The organism is Streptomyces sp. TOM-9, from assembly GCF_056858595.1.
On record NZ_JBXEQB010000001.1, the window covers coordinates 5,718,455 to 5,734,765 of the forward strand.

The window sequence follows — 16,311 nt, forward strand, 5'->3', positions numbered from 1 at the left end:
AGGTGGACCGGCCGGCCGCCCGGAACTCATCGGTTCAGCGCAGGAAGTGGGCGACGGCGAACCACGCGGCGGCCAGCACCAGAACGGTGACGAGGATGTAGCCCACGAGGTAGACCCCGGCGAGCACGGCCGCCGGGGCGGCCATGAACCATCCGGCGCGTCCGGCGGGGGTCTTGGCCCGGAGGGCCGAGCGGAGACAGTAGGCGACCGCGACGAGGCCCAGGACGAGCCCGAAGACCGACAACATGCCCATGGCGTGCTCCCTTCCCGTACCGGCTTTGCCTGGTTCCTGGGTACCGGCCGGGCGGTCCGCGCGGCAGGGGGCGGTCGCAGCGGGGTGGGCGCACGAGCCGCACGTGCGCCGTCGAGCGCCCCCCGGGCCGGGGGCATGTGCGCGTGGCACGACACGACTGCGGCCGGTGGCGGGAGCCACCGGCCGCAGTCCGCCGCAGGACCGACGGGAACGATCTTCCGGCTCGGGCCGACCTTAGTGGGGCACCGCCGGCCGGCGAAGCGGGACGTGACGGATCAGGCCACGTCGGCCGGCGGTCAGGCCGGACGGTCCGCCGTGGCTTCGGCCTGCGGCGCGGGCGCCTCCCGCTCGGTGCTCTCCTCCCCGGCCGCCTCCTCCGCCTCCGCCGCGTCCGCCTTCGCCTCGTCCGTCTTCTCCCCGGCCTCCTTCGGCCCTTCCTCCGCCTTCTTGGCGTCGGCCTTCTCGGCGTCGGCCTTCTCGGCGTCGGCCTTCTCGGCGTCCGCCTTTCCGGCGTCCGTCTCCGCCTCGGCGGTCTTCGCGGGCGCGTCGTCGCCGGGCTTGGTCGGGGCGGGGACGGCGGCCGTCGACGTCCGCTGCGGCAGCGGCCAGCGGCGCCGTACGAGGAAGGCCAGCGCGGCGACGACCAGGACGGAGCCGCCGGTGAGCGCGAGGGCGGTCCACGCCCCGCCGCCACCGGAGGAGGCGTGCGGGGCGGCCTGCGCCCGCGCCTGCCTGCTGGGGGAGGCGGAGGGTGAGGGCGAGGCCGACGCGATGGCGGACTTCGGGGGCACCAGGGTGCCGACGGGGGTCACCATGCCGTCCGCCTGGAACCCCCAGTCGAGCAGCTTCGCGGCCTCCTTGTAGGCCACGTTGTGGCCCTCGCCAGGGTGCATGACGGTCACCAGCAGCGTGCGGTCGCCGCGCTGCGCGACACCGGTGAAGGTGTTGCCCGCGTTGGTGGTGTAGCCGTTCTTCACGCCCGCGATGCCGTCGTAGGTCGCGAGGTCGTAGTCGCCGGAGAGCAGCCGGTTGGTGTTCTGTATCTCGAAGGTCCCGCGCTTCTTCTTGCCCTTCTTGCCCTTCTTCCCCTTGACGGTCTTCCACTCGCCGGGGAACTTGGCGCGCACGGTCGAGCAGTACTCGCGGAAGTCCGCGTTCTGCAGGCCGGCGCGGGCGAAGAGGGTCAGGTCGTACGCCGAGGAGACCTGGCCTGGCATGTCGTAGCCGTCGGGGGAGATCACGGTGGTGTCGTCCGCCTGCAGGTCCTCGGCCTTGCGCTGCATCTCCAGGACGGTCGCGTCCACGCCGCCGTTCATGGAGGACAGGACGTGGACGGCGTCGTTCCCGGAGCGCAGGAAGACACCGAGCCACAGGTCGTGGACGGTGTAGGTGAGGTTCTCCTTGATGCCCACGAGGCTGCTGCCCGCGCCGACGCCGTCGAGGTCGGAGGGCTGCACCTGGTAGGTCTGCGACTTGTCCAGCTTCGGCAGGACCGTGTCCGCGAACAGCATCTTGAGCGTGCTGGCGGGCGGCAGCTCCCAGTGCGCGTTGTGGGCGGCCAGCACCTGCCCGGTCTCGGCGTCGGAGACGATCCACGACCGCGAGGTGAGCTTCTCGGGCAGGGCGGGAGCGCCGGTCAGCGGGCTGACCTGGGTGCCGGGCTGTCCCAGCCGTTCCCCGCCGACCGTCGACATCTGCGCGGGCGGCGTCGGAGTGGCCGAGGGCGACGGGGTCTTCGCGTGCGCGACGGGCGCGGCGGTCAGGGCCGTACCACCGGCGAGTGCGAGGGCGGACAGCACCAGGGCGGAACGGCGCGCGGCGCGGGGGGAGGAGTTCGGCACGATGAGAAGTTACAGGCCGTCCGGGACCTGCGGCAGGCGTGGGGGGCCGATCGGGCCGTGACCGATCCCACGTCCCGGATGTGCAACCGGGCGGTGCCCACGGGCGTCTTGGGCGGCGGCCCGCGGTACGGGCGACGGGACGACCCCGGGGGAGGGGGCCGCGCGGCGGCCCGCATACTGGTCGCATGAAGCTCAGCCGCCCCGTGTCCTGGTTCCTGACCGCCTTCGGGGTGTGGAGCTGGATCGTATGGACGACGTTCGTCAAGAACCTGTGGAAGGACGCCAGCGGGCTCGCCTTCGAGGGCGGTGACCACGGCTCGCCCACCACGTACTTCTGGGTGCACCTGACGCTGGCGGTGACCTCCCTCGTGCTGGGCACCGCGATCGGCGTCCTCGGCGTCCGCGGTCTGAGAGCGCTGCGGGCCGCCCGGTGATCCTCGTGGTGGTCGCCGTCGTCGCGGCCGTCCTGGCCCTCCTCGGCGGGGTGCACTACTACCTGTGGCGCCGGCTGGTCCGCGACGTGTCCGCGCCGGGGGGCTGGTGGCGGCGGACGGGGACGGTCCTGGCGGTCGTCCTGCCGCTGCTGAGCCTGGGCGCGCTGGTCGGCGGGCGGGCGCTGCCGCTGGCGGCCGAGCGGTGGCTGGCCTGGCCGGGCTACCTGTGGCTGGCGGTGCTGCTGTACCTGACGCTGGCGGTACTGGCAGGTGAGGCCGTACGGCCGCTGCTGCGGGGCGCGCTCGAACGCAGGGATCGGTCCCGGGGCGTGCGGGAGGCCGGGGCCGGGGCCGAATCCGGGGCCGCCGAGCCGGCCGGGCAGGACACCGCGGATCCCGGGCCGCGGCCGGAGCCCGCACCCGCCGGACAGACGAGGCGGCTGTTCGTCGCCCGTACGGTCGGTGCCGCGGCGGCCGTGGCCGCGGGGGTGACGGTCGGCCAGGGCACGTACGGAGTGCTGCGCGGCCCGCGCCTGAAGCACGTCACCGTGCCGCTCGCCAAGCTCCCCGCGAGCGCGGACGGCTACCGGATCGCCGTGGTGAGCGACATCCACCTCGGCCCGATCCTCGGCAAGGCGCACACCCAGCGGATCGTGGACACGATCAACGGGGCCCGCCCGGACCTCGTCACCATCGTCGGCGACCTGGTCGACGGCTCGGTGCCGGAACTGGGCGCCGCGGCCGAGCCGCTGGCCCGGCTCCGGGCGCGGGACGGGAGCTTTTTCGTCACCGGCAACCACGAGTACTTCTCCGGGGCCGCACCCTGGATCGACTTCGTGCGCGACCTGGGCGTCCACCCGCTGGAGAACGCCCGCACCGAACTCGCCGGCTTCGACCTGGCCGGGGTCAACGACATCAGCGGCGCGGACCACGACCACGCCCCCGACTACACCAAGGCGCTCGGCGACCGGGACACCTCGCGGGCGGTCGTGCTCCTCGCCCACCAGCCGGTGATGATCCACGAGGCGGTCCGGCACCACGTCGACCTGCAGTTGTCCGGGCACACCCACGGCGGGCAGCTGTGGCCCGGCAACTACATCGCGGAACTGGCCAATCCCACGGTGGCCGGCCTGGAGAGCTACGGCGACACCCAGCTGTACGTGACCCGTGGCGCGGGGGCCTGGGGCCCGCCGGTCCGCGTGGGCGCGCCCTCGGACATCACGATCGTGACCCTCGCCTCCCCGCGCGCCTGAATGTGGCCGGAAAGTTCTCACCGAGTGAGAACAATCCGACACGGAGCGCATTCCCCGCGTCGAAACTGGTAAGGGATGGCGCAACGGAAGGGGGGCGTTCGCTCATGGGGAGAGTGACCTGATGAGGCGCAGTGCGTTCCGGCTGCCCCGGCACCCGACGTCGGTCGGGCTGGCCCGGCACCGGGTCCGTGACCACCTGGAGGGCTGGGAGCAGGAGGGCGGGACCGTCGAGTCGGTCGTCCTGGTCGTGTCGGAGCTGGCGACCAACGCCGTACGGCACAGTCCGCTCCTGGAGCGGGAGTTCGAGGTGGCGGTGACCGTCCACAGCGACGGTTCGTGCGTCGTCGAGGTCTCCGACGGCGACGCGCAGTCCCGCCCCGTGCCGCGCGACGCGGGGGACGGCGACGAATCGGGGCGCGGTCTGCGGCTGGTGCAGGCGCTCTCGGACACCTGGGGCGTCCGGGAGCGCGGCCGGTACGGCAAGACGGTCTGGGCGGTGCTGGCCGAGCCCGCCGTGGGCTGACGGGGGTGCTCCGTACGACCGGTGGGAAAGGCGGGAGCGGCGGGCCGGCTCAGCGCCGGAAGAGGAACTCCGAGAGCAGCTCGCGGATCTCACGCACGATCGGCCGCAGCAGCCGGTAGCGGGAGAGCCTGAGGATCCGCGCGCCCAGCGGAGCGGTCCGCGCGACCAGCCGGCGGGTGCGCTCGGTGTCGGGGGAGTGGTCGAAGACCCAGTAGACGACGATGCCCATCTGGTACATCCACATCAGCTCGGGCAGCACCTCGGCCAGTTCGGCGTCGACCTTGATGTCGGCGCCGGAGAGCACCCGTTCGTGGATGGAGATGGCGGCGTCGCGGGCCGGGTGCGACTCGGGGGAGAAGGGACTGAGCGGGCTCGCCGGGTCGGCGGCGTTCTTGAAGAACTGCGCGGCGAACTGGTGGTAGGGGCGGGCCACGTCGATCCAGGAGGTCATGACGGTGAGCAGCCGCACCGCCAGGTCCCTCTCCCCGCCGCCGTCCAGGAGGCCCTGGACCGCGGCCGCGTGTTCGGCGGCGAGGCGGTCGTAGAAGCCCTGGACGAGGTGTTCCTTCCCCTCGAAGTAGTAGTAGGCGTTGCCGACCGAGACCCCGGCCTCCTTGGCGATGGCGCGCATCGTCGTCTTGTCGTAGCCCCGTTCCTCGAACAGCCGCATGGCCGTCTCGAGGATCAGGGCGCGCGTCTGCTCGCTCTTGGGGGGCCGGGGTGCCCCGGGGGTCGTGTCGGGGGGTGCTTCTTCCACGTCCGTGAGCCTAACCGGGCGGGGCGCAGCCGTCCGCGCAGGCGTCCGGGACGGCGCCAGGGGCACGGTGCGTCCAGCCGTCCTTGGGGTCGTAGGACCAGCCCTCGCCGCTGGGGTACACCCGGCCGCCCCAGCCCGTCGCGGCGGCCCCGCCGCCCCACTGCGCCTCGCGGTAGCGGGCGGCGGCGAGCACGGCGGCCCGGGCGACGGGCGCTCCGGCGCGGGTGCTGAGGCGGTGCGCCATCGGCCGGTACTCGGCCAGGGCCCACAGGCAGACCAGCCAGGCGGCGTCGTCGCGGTAGACCTGTCCGGAGTCCCCGACGACGGTGATCTCGCGCAGGGTCGCGGCGTGGTCCAGCTCCGGGAAGCGGCGGCGCGCCTCGTCGGAGCCGACCGGGACGAGGTCCAGCGGCACGATCTGCCGCTGGCGTTCCAGCCAGCGGCGGACGAAGGAGCAGAGCGAGCAGTCCGGGTCGTACAGGACGGTCAGCAGGCGGACCGGCACCGGGGCCGCCGGAGCGGCCCCGGTCACTGGGGTGCGGTCCATCGCCGTCACGCCCCCGGCTGCGCGGGGGCGGTCCAGCCCTGCGGGCGGACGGGCGGGATCTGCTCGCGGTCCATGACGCCCCGGCGGCGGATCTTGTTGAGGACGTACACGTTGCACAGGTGCAGCACCCCGAGGACGAGCAGGACGACACCGAGCTTGACCGACAGCGCCTCGAAGAGCTCGCGGGCGTTCCCGACCCGGTCGGCGTTCTTCAGGTACAGCGCCACGAAGCCGAAGTTCACGAGGTAGAAGCCGACCACCAGAAGGTGGTTGACGGCGTCGGCCAGCTTCTCGTTGCCGTGGAGCACGTCTTCGAGGAAGACCTTGCCGGCCCGGCTGAGGGTCCGGGCCACCCACACCGTCAGCGCGATGCTGACGAGCAGGTAGATGACGTATGCGACGACCGTGAGGTCCATGGGTCCCACCCTTTTCGAACGTGTTCAAAACCCGTTGCCGATGACTGTAGACCTGTTTTTGAACATGTTCAAGCGAGAAGTGCGGTGGCCCGCAGGGGCCGTGGGGCGGGTGCGTCGCAGCCCTCCGCCGCCGGCCCTCCACCGTCAGCCCTTCGCCGTCCGGTCGGCGGATGGAGCGGGCGCGGCCGGCTCCGCGCGGACCTGGGTCCCGATCGCCCGCACCGCGGGTACCGCCGCGGTCGCCAGGCAGGCGGCCGCCACCAGCGCCGCCGACACCGCCAGCGGGACCGCCGAGCCCCACAGGTTCGCGGCGAGCGGGGCCAGCGCGTAGCCCACGGGCATCGCGGCGAGCGACAGCAGCCAGTCGTACGAGGTCACCCGGGCCAGTGCCCGCGGCGGCACCTGCTGCTGGACGACCGTCTCCCAGACCGGGTTGAGGTAGCCGAGCGCGGCCAGTGCCAGCCCGTACGCCGCGACGAGCAGCGGGGCCGGTGCGGCGAGGGCCAGCAGGACCAGCGGCAGCGCGTACGTCGCCAGGCCCAGGTTGGCCACGAGCACGGGACGGCGGGGACGGGCCCGCGCGGCCAGCAGGGAGCCGAGGACGAGGCCCACCGCCCCGGCCTCCAGGACCCAGAACCACACGCCCTCGCCGCCGAGCCGGTGGATCGCGACGGCCGGACCGAGGGTGGTCAGGACCGCGGCGGCCCCGTTCCACACGGCGTGCGCGACCAGACTCGTCCAGTACCAGTCGCGGGAACGGACCTCGCTCCAGCCCTCCTTGAGGTCCGCGAGCATCGACGCGCGCGGCAGCGGCGTCCGCTCGACCCGCAGCACCGCCAGGAGCGCGGCGCTCACCGCGAAGGAGGCCGCGTCCAGCACGAAGGCCAGGCCGGGGCCGGCGGCCCAGATCAGCGCCGCGGCCAGGGCCGGGCCGCACAGCCGGGTCGCGCTGTTCGCCACGCCCATCAGGGCGTTGGCCCGCTGCCGTGCCGCCCCGTCGGTCACCGTGCCGGCGACCAGCGGCGACTGGGTCGGCATCGCGAACGCCGAGGCGGTGCCGCCCACCGCCTCGGCGAGCGCGATGGGCGCCAGCGACGGGTCGCCGCCGAGCAGTTCGAACCCGACGAAGAGCTGGGCGGCGCAGCGTACGAGGTCGGTGAGGAGCGCCACGCGCCGGGCGTCGAAGCGGTCCGCGACCACCCCGCCGAGCGGCAGGAGCAGCAGCTTGGGCACCATCGCGCAGGCCAGGACGAGGGCGAGGGCCGAGACGTCGCCGGTCGCCCGGGTCACGGCGATGACCAGTGCGGCGGGCACGACCCCGTCGCCGAGTAGGGACAGCGTGCGTCCGGCGAACAGCAGCCGGAAGCCGCGGAGCCGGAGGGGATGCGTGGGCGTCATGGCACCGCAATGTATTTCGGTGCCGAATCATTCGCCACCGAAATATACTGCGCCGTAGGATTCGGCCATGGACGCAGACGCCGACGCCGACACCGTGGGAGCCCCGGTGGAACGGGACTGGACCGACGGGCACGTGGAGCGCTGGCTGCCCCTCCTGCCGGACCTCGACCCCGACATCGAGGGCGCCGTCACCCGCATGAAGCTCGTCACCAGCCACCTGCGCAAGGTCCGTGAGCAGTCGCTGGTCGACTTCGGCCTGCAGCGGCACGAGTTCGACACCCTGCACGCCCTCGCCGGGCGCGGCGGCCGCGCCGCCCCGTCCGAACTCGCCGCGGACCTCGACCTGGCCCCCGCGTCCGTCACCGGCCGCCTCGACGCGCTGGAGGCCCGCGGCCACGTCCGGCGCACACACTCCACCGCCGACCGCCGGCGCGTCGACGTCGAGCTCACCGACGACGGCCGTGCCACCTGGCTCGGTGCCATGGACGTCCTCGGCCACGAGGAGTACCGGCTGCTGGGGGCCCTCGACGCCGACGAACGCCGGTACCTCTCCGACCTGCTGCGACGCGTCATGGTGGTGGCGGAGGACGGCTGAACACAGGATCCGGGAAGATCCGACATCCTGTGCGAAATTTGTGAGCGTTCCCCGCTGACGGGCCGCCGAACCGCCGAGTAGCTTTACCTTCTCTTCGGCACGCAACCGCTCCGTCACCGGCCGAAGGCCCGACCTGGGGGCAGCATGTTCGACGAGGACCGCTACCGGACCCTCCCCTACCCGCGGGGACCCTTCCCGGGCTTCCCCGTCTCCGGGGGCGTGGGACTCGCCACGCCGTCCGGCGACATGCGCCGCCCCGGGGCCGTCTGGCTCCTGGGGCCCCTCACCTTCGGCGTGTACTGGCTCGTCTGGTACTACCGGGCCAACAAGGAGCTGCGGGAGTTCGACCCCGGCATCAAGGTCCGCCCCGCCCTCGCCGTGCTCGCCGTCAGCCTGGGCGCGCTGCTGCTCGTGCCCGCCGTCGTCTCGCTCTACAACACCGGCTGCCGCATCGCCCGCGCCCAGCGCCGCGCGGGCCTCCACGACACGGTCTCCGGCCTCAAGGGGCTGCTGCTGGCCCCCGCGTTCGGGCTGACCTCCTTCTACTACCAGGAGCAGCTCAACCAGGTCTGGGTCGCCCGCAACTGACGCTCAGCCCGTCGCGCGGTCCCCCGCTCCCAGCTCCGCGGCGCGGTCGGGGCGCGTGAACTGCTCCGTCACCTGGATGAACGCCGCCTTCAGGTGTTCGGGGATGCCCAGGGCGTCCGCCGCCTGCGCGGCGGTCATCCGAGGGCCCGCGGGGCCGGCGCCCGAAGCCTGGACGTCCGGCCGGGGAAGGTCGTCCTCGGTCAGCTTGCCCGACCGGACGAGCACGTCGCGCACGGGGATGCCGAGCGCACGGGCGAGACCGCGCATCGTCTCCAGATCCGGCATGCTCTGCCGCTGCAGCAGCCGTGTGATGGCCGCGCGGTGCACCCCGGCGTCGTCCGCGAGCTTCGACCTGCCGCCCCCGCGCGGGCTGTCGATGTCGTACCCCCGGCCGCGCATGAGGCTTTCGATCCAGTCGGCGAACTCTTCGATGTGGTCGGCATCGCTCGGCACCTGTGGGGCTCCTCCCTCTTGCTTCTTCACGATAACCAGCGTGCGCGCACGAAATGTACCGTTGCGCGATCGCATCGGTGAAGATCCCGTGTTCAGGACGCCCCTGGTCCGCGGGGTGCCGGGCATATTCCCAAGGCATGTGCCACAGGCCTGCGCCGGGAACAAATTTGTTGCGTGCGCGTTCGCAACATGCGAAAGTGTGTTCGAATTCGCAACGTCAACCGTCGGAGGGTCCGACCGTCGTGTCCTTACGTTCCCCCTGTGAACCCCAGCCCCCGCAAGCCCCCGCCTGTGCCGGTCTACCGCCCTCCGTGGTCTTCGCCCGGCACGCCCGGGAGGCGCTGCCGGCGCTGCTGGCCTGCGGCCGGTGCCCGATCCGCGCGGTGTGCGAGGAGGTCGTCGACCCCGAGCACAGCTGGTTCGACGGCGTCTGCGCGGGCCGCCTGTGGCGCAACGGCCGGGTGATCGCGCCGGCGCCGGCGTCCGGCCTGTCCGCGTGAGTCCCGGGACCGCCGTCCGCAACGAAAGGAATCGTCAAGTGACCTGCAACCTCGCCACCGAGCACACCGCCCGGGCCGTCCGGTGGCTCGACATCCTCCGGCGCCAGTTCCCCGAGCTCGTCCGCGAACTCGTTCCCGGAAGTGCCGGCTCCTCGGCCGCGTCCAGGGACCCCCTCACACCGCAGGCGCTGCGGTCGCTCGCGGAACGCGACCGGGAGGACCGGACCGACCGCGAGTGGGTGCTCGGCGGGGGCGCCGCACCGCTGCGACTCCATGTGTCCGACGCCCTGCGGGACATCACCGACGGCGTCGTCGAACTGGAGGAGGCCGTCCGGGACAAGCTCGGCCTCGGCCGTGCCCGCCGCGCCCCCGTCCCCGAGCGGCTGGGCCGGATCGCCGGCCTGCTCGACCGGGTCGCCGAGCATCCCGTCCTGGCCGCGCACGTCCTCGACGAATGCCGCCGCATGGCCCGCCGCTGCGGTTCGGTGCTGGGGGAGGCCGAGGTCCTGGTCCGGGTGGACGGACGCTGCCCCTGGTGCGACTCGGTCTCGTTGCGAGCCCTGCCCGCCCGGAGGGCGGTGCTCTGCGTGAACCCCGGGTGCCGCTGCACCGACGAGGACTGCGGCTGCGCGGACGACCCCGCGCACCGTCACACCTGGGCCGAGACCGCATGGGGGCAACTTCCCCTGGATCCCGCGGCGATCGCCGGCCTGGTCGACCGGGAGGCCGTGTGAACAGCGCGCGGTACCCCGGCCCGACGCTGATCAACGGCGAGTCCGCCGCGCGGGAGACGGGGGTCGTCCCGGCCACGGTCCGCAAGTGGGTGCAGCTCGGGCACCTGGCCGCGGCCGGCCGCAGCGGCCGGGCGAGCCTGTACCGGCTGGAGGACGTGTTCGCCGCCGAACGGGTGGCGCGTGGCCGGAAAGCGCCCACGCGTCGCGCCTGACGTCACGACAACTCCCTGCATCGCCCCGCGTACCCGAGGAGGTACGCGGGGCGGCGTCATGTCCGGGGACCGGCCGGCGTCAGGTCATGCCCGCCCCCGGCAGACCCCGGGGCGGGCGGCGCGGGCGCCGCGGCCGGGGGGCCGGCGCCGGTCCCGGCGGGGCGGACGCCGTGTCGGGCGCCGGGCTCACGAGTCGCGGAAATTCCCCCGGCCGGGGACGGGCGACGCCGTCCTCCCGCTCCGTCTCCGCTTCCTCCTCGTACTGGCCCATCGCGTCCTGCCAGCCGTGGGTGTAGGCGCGGAGAGTGATTTCCTCCAGGTGGGAGCGGGTGACCGCCACGAGACCCTCGGGCAGGCACGCCTGGACGATCTCCTCGATGAGCCCTCGGGCCTCCTCCTCCGTCAGCGTCCGGGCGGCCGGCGGAGCGGCCGGCCGGGCCTGTTCCTGTGCGTGTTCCTGCGTGCGCTCCCGCGCCCGGTGCTCCACCGGTTCGTGCATGTCCTCCGTGCCTGGCACGGCACTCCCTCCCCGTTGCCCCCTGGTGCCGAGCGGCGGTCGAGCGTCGCCGGACCCAGACGTCCTTCACACACGTGTTCACCACTTTCGGGTGCCGCCAATCCTCGGGAGGCACGCTTCGGGCCACGGATCCAGCCATTGCGGAGGCGATTCAAGTTGCGAGCGCGAGCGCAATCAGTCACGATGGATGCAGCGGCGGAGCTGTGCCCGGGACCGGGTGACGGACCGCCGCTTCGTGCTGGACGGCGGCCCACCGCTCGCACCGCGAAGCCGCCGCCACCGTCCGAAGGGAGCAGAAACCCTTGCCCAGTCCACCCGTCTTCCCCGATGTGGAGAAGCTGGTCGTCGACTTCCTGAAGGCCCGCCCCGAACTGACCGGAGCGACCGTCGACAACGCCGCGCCCGCCGGCTTCGACGGCACCCAGCCGGTCGTGCTGGTCTCCCGTGCGGGAGGGGCCTGGATCGACGACGCGCACCTGGACCAGCCGCTGGTCGACCTGGAGGTCTACGGCCCGACCAAGACGGCCGCCCACACCCTGGCCCTGTCCGCCCGGTCCGCCGTGCAGGCGCTGCGGGCGACGACCTACGGGACGGCCGTCGTCACCGACGTCGTCGAGGCCGACGGCCCGCGCTGGCTGCCCGACTGGAACCGGGCCGCCGCGAACCGCTACTACTCCACGACGCGGCTGTACATCCGGCCCGCCTGAACGTCCGACGTCCACCCCTGATCAGGCCCTGCCGTCCGGCGGGGCCTTCGTCATGTCCGCATCCCCGACAAGGAGTCCAGCATGGCAGGCAACAACTCTTCCGAGATCCGCGTCGCCGGCACCGGCCGCATCCTCGTCGCCCCCGTCGGCACCGCCGCCCCGGCCGACACCGTCGTCGCCTGGGCGGCCGCCTGGAAGGACCTCGGCTACACCTCGCCCGATGGCATCAAGTTCAACAAGAAGGACAAGCTCGACCCGGTCGAGACCTGGCAGTCCGTCAGCCCGGCGCGGTTCATCTACTCCGACCGCGACCTGAGCGTGAAGTTCCAGCTGCTGCAGCTCAACGAGGACACCCTGCCCTTCTTCATGGGCGGCGACGCCGTGGCCGCCTCCGGTACGGAGTGGAAGTACGACCTGGCCGGCGCGCCGAAGTTCAACGAGAAGGCGATGGGCATCGAGTTCACCGACGGCGCCAACGTCACCTACCGCTTCGTGATCCCGCGCGGCCAGGTCACCGAGACCGAGGAGATCACGCTCAACCGCACCTCCTCGGTCAAGCTCGGCGTCACTTTCACCGCGCTCGCCGTGGACGACGTCAAGCCGCTGGCCACGATCCTCATGAAGGACGCCTCCTACGCGTAGACACCCCGTCCGACCGCCGGAGCCGGTGGCGCCGCGCCACCGGCCCCGGGCCCTTTCCGCACAGTCCCGGTACACCACCCACCCATCTCAGAGGGGGATGCAGCATGGCCGGTTTCGACGTCAGCGCCGCCCGTGCCCAGCGCCTGGAGGCGCTCGGCCGTTCCTGGACCTTCACCGTCGACGGTGACACCTTCGAGCTCCCCACCGAGCTCACCCGCTCCACGGCCCGCGAGCTGCGGGCCCTGGACGACAACGACGTGGACGGGCTGCTCCAGCTGCTGCTGGGCGAGCGGCAGTTCGACCGCTTCGACCGCCACGAGGTCACGATGCAGGACATCGCGGCCATCCTGGAGGCCTACGGCAAGGAGACCGGGCTCGGCCTGGGGGAAGGCTGAGCCTCGGCGGGTTCGTCGACGAACACGCCGAGGCGCTCGAGGCGGACCTGCTCCGCCACTACGGCGTGGACCTGCTGGACTGGCACCGCGGCCGGCTGTCCTCGCGCCGGCTCGCGGTGCTGGTCCGGCACCTGCCACGCGACAGCGCGACCCTGCGCCGCGTCCACGGTGAGGCCGCCGATTGGTCGGTGGGCGACCACCTGCTCGCCAACGTGGTCGACCACCTCGCCGAGGCCAACTGGATGTTCGCCACCGTGAACCGCGACGAGGAAGCGGAGGCGCTGGAGTACCCCCAGCCCGTCCCGCGCCCCGGGGGCGGGGCCGGTCCGGGCGGGGACGAGGAGCCGTCGCCGGTTCCCGGGAACCCCACGCCCGCGCAGTTGATCCGTTTCTTCGCCTGAGGGGCCGATCCATCCGTGACCAGTTACACGGCGCTCAGCGCGCTCCCGTATCCGCAGTCCACCGACAACGCCGACCTGCCGGCCCACGTGAAGGCCCTCGCCGAGGCGGCGGACGGCCGTACCGTCCTGCGCTTCCCCGACGCGGCGACGCGGGACGCAAAGATCACCGCACCGGCCGCGGGCATGCTCGTCTGGCTGACCGCTCCCGGCTGCTTCACCCACCACACCGGCACCGCCTGGGCCGGGCTCGGCGTCTGGAACGCCTACACCCCCACCTGGACGGCCGCGACCACCAACCCCGCGATCGGCGACGGCACGATCGCCGGCCGCTACGCCCTCGTCGGCAGGACTTGCCACTTCCAGCTGTACCTCACCTTCGGCTCCACCACGACGAACGGCAGCGGCGCCTACACCTTCGGCCTCCCCGTCACCGCCGGCGCCACCGGCACCCTCGTTCAGTTCGCCGGCAACGCCTCCAACTCCGCGGGCCGCGCACTCGTCAGCGGCCAGCTCGCCGCCACGTCGGGAGCCACCGGTTTCACCGTGTGGGCGCCGGGCTCGACGAGCGCGTCCAACCTCAACCAGGTCGGCAGCGGCGGCGTGTTCGGCACGGCGTTCTCGAGCGGGAGCTTCATCCGCGTCAGCGGTACGTACGAGACGGCGTGAGGCCGGCGTGGTCCGCGGTGGCGCGTGGTCGCGCGGTCGCCCTGTCTCCGGCGGGCCCTGCCACACGCTCAGTTCATCGTCCGGCGACGGGCCTTCCGCCAGCGGACGAACGGCTTCAGTACGCCGCGGAAGAAGAGGTACTCGGGCGTCTCCTGGATCGAGTCCCATCCCTGGTACAGGTCCAGGTTGGAGATGTGCGGTGCTTCGGCCCGCAGCGTGTCCAGACGGTCGAGGACGGACGACCCCATGCCGGTGTCGCCGACGAACTGCCAGAAGACGTTCCCACCGGATGCCGCTTCGAGCTGATCGGCCAAGCCGGGGCCCTCCGAGTGGAATCCCCACACGAAGAACAGCACGAGGGCCGGGCCGTCGTCCGTGCCGAGACTGCGCGAGATCTCCCGGATCGCCGCAGCTGCGTCCTCGGGGCCGAAGAGTTCGTAGCGCTCCGCGTGCCGGGCCAGGAGATTGCCCGGCGCGGCGTCCCGGGAGAGCAGCGGCTCGCGTGGGAGCACCGCCCAGTCGGCGATCCACCCCGCGGCCTGGGGCAGGCGGAGCTCCGGAAGGCGGTGCGCCCGTGAGGTGTACAACCAGACGTCCACACCTGTCCCCGGAGCCAGGAATCCGCCCAGCGTGGCGGCTCTGCGGGCCATATCGGCGATGACGCCGGTCTCGAACGGATGGCGGTGTGCGCCGGGGAGGGCGAGGACGACTCGGGCCGGATGCCGTTTCGTCCTGCTGATCCGGGTGGCCATGGAGGCAGCGAGAACCCCTTTGCGGGGGTTCGAGCCCTTTCCCGGTGGACGCAGCTCTCCGCCAGCCATGTCGGGAGGCTATGACGCCGCCCGACGTCGACGCAACCAGGACTCAAGGAGTTCGCATGGGCTTTGACGTGGACAAAGACCTCTACTTCGTACGCAAGGAAACGGAGGGAATCAAGAAGGCCCTGACCGGCATCAGTCTCACGACGACCGGAATCAGTCATTCGATGACCGGAATCAAGGGTGACGTCGAGGGGCTGAAGGCTGCCGTCGCAGTGGTGGCGGCCACCGCGCAGTTGTTCAAGGTCGACTACAGCTTCGTCAAGATCGACGAAAAGGGACTCAGCGTCCGCGGTGTTCAGAAAATCACCTTCGGCAACGTGAAGGCGGCGGAGCAGGCGAAGGACGAGAAGAAGCAGAGGGAACTCGACGACCGTCTACGGCGGATGTTCCTCGCCAAATCGGAGCACCAGGCGATTTCCAGCGCCCAGGCGGCGGCCGACCGGGCGAACAGGGATGTCCGTGACCTCAGGACCCGGCTGCGCGGCATCGGCCAGGGAGCGGACCTCGGTGCCCGGGGCGCCAAGCGCGAGGAGTTCAACAAGCTGCGGAGCTCCGTGCAGGGGCTCAGCCAGGCGCTCGCGGGGATCTGATCGCACGGCACAACGGAATTGAGGCAGACATGAATCTGAAACAGGCCATTGCCGGTGTGGATGCCCGGCTCGCGGGACTGGGGAGTTCCCTCAGCCGCACCGGGACGGCGATGAACCGGGTCAAGGGGGGTGCCGACTCGGCCGGCGGCGCCGTGGGCAGACTGCGCACCGGTCTCGGCACGGCCGACACGGCCCTCGGCAAGTCCCGCGGGAGCACGGACAAGTTCAAGACCTCCCTCGACAGGCTCAAGGGTTCCTCCGGCAAGGCCGAGGAGGCCCTGCGCGACGTGAAGCGGCAGTCCGACGCCGTCGAGAAGTCCGTCGGGAAGGCGGGCAAGAACGCCGACCGCGGCGGGAAGTCCATGGGGAGCCTCGGCAAGGGGGTCAAGGGGGCCTCGCTCGCGCAGCGGGGGCTCAACCTCGCGATGGCGGCGAACCCGTTCGGGCTCGTCATGGCACTGCTCGCGCCGGTCATTTCCCAGTTCATCAACATGGACAAGGTGTCCGCCGCCCTGGCCAAGGGCGTGAAGTGGGCCTGGAACGCCATCCTCGGCGCCATCAAGTCCCACGCCGGCCCGATCAAGTCCGTGCTGAAGGGCATCATCAACGCCTTCACCGCGCTGCCCCGCGCGTACATCAGCGGCATCAACTACATGATCTCCGCGCTGAACCGGGTCCACGTGTCGATCCCGGGCTGGGTGCCGGTGATCGGCGGCAAGTCCTTCTCGATCCACATCCCGCAGATCCCCAACATCCCCGCCCTCGCCCAGGGCGGTGTCGTCCCCGCCCGGAGCGGCGGCACGCTGGCGGTGGTCGGTGAGGGCGGCGAGGCCGAGGCGGTCATCCCGCTCAGCAGGCTGGAGCGGATGCTCGGCACGGGCGGCGGGTCGCCGGCGCACATGGCGCGGCTGGCGGCGGCCGTCGAGAAGCTCGCGGAGCGGCCCGTCGTCGTCCAGGTGGACGCACAGACCATCGCGCGGGCCGTGGCCCTGGGCAACCGGCAGCTCGCGCGGCGCTGAGCCGCGCCCCCTCCCCGCCCTTCCTGCGGATTCGACGCCGGCGACCGTG

The 16,311-nt window shown here is 72.4% G+C and carries 24 protein-coding genes; 15 read left to right on the top strand and 9 right to left on the bottom strand.

Annotated features, from left to right (window positions below; genetic code table 11):
* Positions 1–34: 34 nt before the first annotated feature.
* Both AC1VWI_RS26770 and AC1VWI_RS26775 read right to left on the bottom strand, forming a co-directional pair.
* Positions 35–253 carry a hypothetical protein gene (locus tag AC1VWI_RS26770; RefSeq protein ID WP_499513549.1) on the bottom strand — a complete coding sequence of 73 codons (219 nt, stop codon included), beginning with the start codon at positions 251–253 and terminating at the stop codon, positions 35–37.
* Between the two features lie 296 nt (positions 254–549).
* The gene (locus AC1VWI_RS26775) at positions 550–2,094 is read right to left on the bottom strand and encodes a D-alanyl-D-alanine carboxypeptidase family protein (protein ID WP_499513550.1); all 1,545 of its coding nucleotides are present in this window, start codon (positions 2,092–2,094) and stop codon (positions 550–552) included.
* A 185-nt stretch (positions 2,095–2,279) separates the two neighbouring features.
* Here AC1VWI_RS26775 and AC1VWI_RS26780 point away from each other — a divergent pair, with 185 nt between their 5' ends.
* The 3 genes from AC1VWI_RS26780 (at position 2,280) to AC1VWI_RS26790 (ending at position 4,304) form a co-directional block, all read left to right on the top strand.
* Positions 2,280–2,528 (top strand): SCO4848 family membrane protein, encoded by a 249-nt coding sequence (locus AC1VWI_RS26780; protein WP_018561248.1) that lies wholly within the window; start codon positions 2,280–2,282, stop codon positions 2,526–2,528.
* A complete protein-coding gene (locus AC1VWI_RS26785; protein WP_499513551.1) occupies positions 2,525–3,781 on the top strand; it encodes a metallophosphoesterase in 1,257 nt (418 codons plus the stop codon). Before AC1VWI_RS26780 ends, AC1VWI_RS26785 begins: the two co-directional genes overlap by 4 nt.
* Before the next feature lie 118 nt (positions 3,782–3,899).
* Positions 3,900–4,304 carry an ATP-binding protein gene (locus AC1VWI_RS26790; protein ID WP_499516919.1) on the top strand — a complete coding sequence of 135 codons (405 nt, stop codon included), beginning with the start codon at positions 3,900–3,902 and terminating at the stop codon, positions 4,302–4,304.
* A 49-nt stretch (positions 4,305–4,353) separates the two neighbouring features.
* Here the strand turns inward: AC1VWI_RS26790 and AC1VWI_RS26795 are convergent, their stop codons facing one another.
* The 4 genes from AC1VWI_RS26795 to AC1VWI_RS26810 all read right to left on the bottom strand — a co-directional run bounded on the left by AC1VWI_RS26795 (position 4,354) and on the right by AC1VWI_RS26810 (position 7,422).
* On the bottom strand, positions 4,354–5,127 hold the full coding sequence (locus AC1VWI_RS26795) for a TetR/AcrR family transcriptional regulator (protein WP_499513552.1): 774 nt from the start codon (positions 5,125–5,127) through the stop codon (positions 4,354–4,356).
* On the bottom strand, positions 5,072–5,608 hold the full coding sequence (locus tag AC1VWI_RS26800; protein WP_499513553.1) for a thiol-disulfide oxidoreductase DCC family protein: 537 nt from the start codon (positions 5,606–5,608) through the stop codon (positions 5,072–5,074). Before AC1VWI_RS26800 ends, AC1VWI_RS26795 begins: the two co-directional genes overlap by 56 nt.
* Before the next feature lie 5 nt (positions 5,609–5,613).
* Positions 5,614–6,024, bottom strand: a complete 411-nt coding sequence (locus AC1VWI_RS26805) for a hypothetical protein (protein ID WP_499513554.1) — start codon at positions 6,022–6,024, stop codon at positions 5,614–5,616.
* Between the two features lie 144 nt (positions 6,025–6,168).
* A complete protein-coding gene (locus AC1VWI_RS26810) occupies positions 6,169–7,422 on the bottom strand; it encodes an MFS transporter (protein WP_499513555.1) in 1,254 nt (417 codons plus the stop codon).
* 67 nt (positions 7,423–7,489) lie between these two features.
* Between AC1VWI_RS26810 and AC1VWI_RS26815 the strand changes: the two genes are divergently transcribed.
* Positions 7,490–8,017, top strand: coding sequence for a MarR family winged helix-turn-helix transcriptional regulator (locus AC1VWI_RS26815; RefSeq protein WP_499513556.1), 528 nt, complete (start codon positions 7,490–7,492; stop codon positions 8,015–8,017).
* 144 nt (positions 8,018–8,161) lie between these two features.
* Positions 8,162–8,605: a DUF4234 domain-containing protein gene (locus AC1VWI_RS26820; RefSeq protein ID WP_499513557.1), complete on the top strand. Its 444-nt coding sequence runs from the start codon at positions 8,162–8,164 to the stop codon at positions 8,603–8,605.
* 3 nt (positions 8,606–8,608) lie between these two features.
* Here the strand turns inward: AC1VWI_RS26820 and AC1VWI_RS26825 are convergent, their stop codons facing one another.
* Positions 8,609–9,004: a helix-turn-helix transcriptional regulator gene (locus AC1VWI_RS26825; RefSeq protein WP_499516920.1), complete on the bottom strand. Its 396-nt coding sequence runs from the start codon at positions 9,002–9,004 to the stop codon at positions 8,609–8,611.
* Positions 9,005–9,369: 365 nt separating this feature from the next.
* Here AC1VWI_RS26825 and AC1VWI_RS26830 point away from each other — a divergent pair, with 365 nt between their 5' ends.
* The 3 genes from AC1VWI_RS26830 to AC1VWI_RS26840 are packed head-to-tail and all read left to right on the top strand — an operon-like array spanning position 9,370 to position 10,504.
* Complete coding sequence (locus tag AC1VWI_RS26830; RefSeq protein WP_499513558.1) at positions 9,370–9,558, top strand: hypothetical protein; 189 nt, start codon at positions 9,370–9,372, stop codon at positions 9,556–9,558.
* A 38-nt stretch (positions 9,559–9,596) separates the two neighbouring features.
* A complete protein-coding gene (locus AC1VWI_RS26835) occupies positions 9,597–10,292 on the top strand; it encodes a hypothetical protein (protein WP_499513559.1) in 696 nt (231 codons plus the stop codon).
* Positions 10,289–10,504 carry a hypothetical protein gene (locus AC1VWI_RS26840; RefSeq protein WP_499513560.1) on the top strand — a complete coding sequence of 72 codons (216 nt, stop codon included), beginning with the start codon at positions 10,289–10,291 and terminating at the stop codon, positions 10,502–10,504. Before AC1VWI_RS26835 ends, AC1VWI_RS26840 begins: the two co-directional genes overlap by 4 nt.
* Before the next feature lie 79 nt (positions 10,505–10,583).
* Here AC1VWI_RS26840 and AC1VWI_RS26845 read toward each other — a convergent pair whose 3' ends face one another.
* The gene (locus AC1VWI_RS26845; RefSeq protein WP_499513561.1) at positions 10,584–11,021 is read right to left on the bottom strand and encodes a hypothetical protein; all 438 of its coding nucleotides are present in this window, start codon (positions 11,019–11,021) and stop codon (positions 10,584–10,586) included.
* 302 nt (positions 11,022–11,323) lie between these two features.
* Here AC1VWI_RS26845 and AC1VWI_RS26850 point away from each other — a divergent pair, with 302 nt between their 5' ends.
* The 5 genes from AC1VWI_RS26850 (at position 11,324) to AC1VWI_RS26870 (ending at position 13,832) form a co-directional block, all read left to right on the top strand.
* A complete protein-coding gene (locus AC1VWI_RS26850; protein WP_499513562.1) occupies positions 11,324–11,728 on the top strand; it encodes a phage tail termination protein in 405 nt (134 codons plus the stop codon).
* Positions 11,729–11,809: 81 nt separating this feature from the next.
* Complete coding sequence (locus AC1VWI_RS26855) at positions 11,810–12,370, top strand: phage tail tube protein (RefSeq protein WP_499513563.1); 561 nt, start codon at positions 11,810–11,812, stop codon at positions 12,368–12,370.
* A gap of 104 nt (positions 12,371–12,474) precedes the next feature.
* Positions 12,475–12,765 (top strand): hypothetical protein, encoded by a 291-nt coding sequence (locus tag AC1VWI_RS26860; protein ID WP_499513564.1) that lies wholly within the window; start codon positions 12,475–12,477, stop codon positions 12,763–12,765.
* Between the two features lie 65 nt (positions 12,766–12,830).
* The gene (locus tag AC1VWI_RS26865) at positions 12,831–13,166 is read left to right on the top strand and encodes a hypothetical protein (protein WP_499513565.1); all 336 of its coding nucleotides are present in this window, start codon (positions 12,831–12,833) and stop codon (positions 13,164–13,166) included.
* A 15-nt stretch (positions 13,167–13,181) separates the two neighbouring features.
* Positions 13,182–13,832 carry a hypothetical protein gene (locus AC1VWI_RS26870; protein WP_499513566.1) on the top strand — a complete coding sequence of 217 codons (651 nt, stop codon included), beginning with the start codon at positions 13,182–13,184 and terminating at the stop codon, positions 13,830–13,832.
* Between the two features lie 68 nt (positions 13,833–13,900).
* Here the strand turns inward: AC1VWI_RS26870 and AC1VWI_RS26875 are convergent, their stop codons facing one another.
* Positions 13,901–14,584, bottom strand: coding sequence for a VWA domain-containing protein (locus AC1VWI_RS26875; protein ID WP_499513567.1), 684 nt, complete (start codon positions 14,582–14,584; stop codon positions 13,901–13,903).
* Between the two features lie 125 nt (positions 14,585–14,709).
* Here AC1VWI_RS26875 and AC1VWI_RS26880 point away from each other — a divergent pair, with 125 nt between their 5' ends.
* Positions 14,710–15,243, top strand: a complete 534-nt coding sequence (locus tag AC1VWI_RS26880) for a hypothetical protein (protein WP_499513568.1) — start codon at positions 14,710–14,712, stop codon at positions 15,241–15,243.
* Between the two features lie 29 nt (positions 15,244–15,272).
* Positions 15,273–16,262, top strand: a complete 990-nt coding sequence (locus AC1VWI_RS26885; protein WP_499513569.1) for a hypothetical protein — start codon at positions 15,273–15,275, stop codon at positions 16,260–16,262.
* Positions 16,263–16,311: the final 49 nt, after the last annotated feature.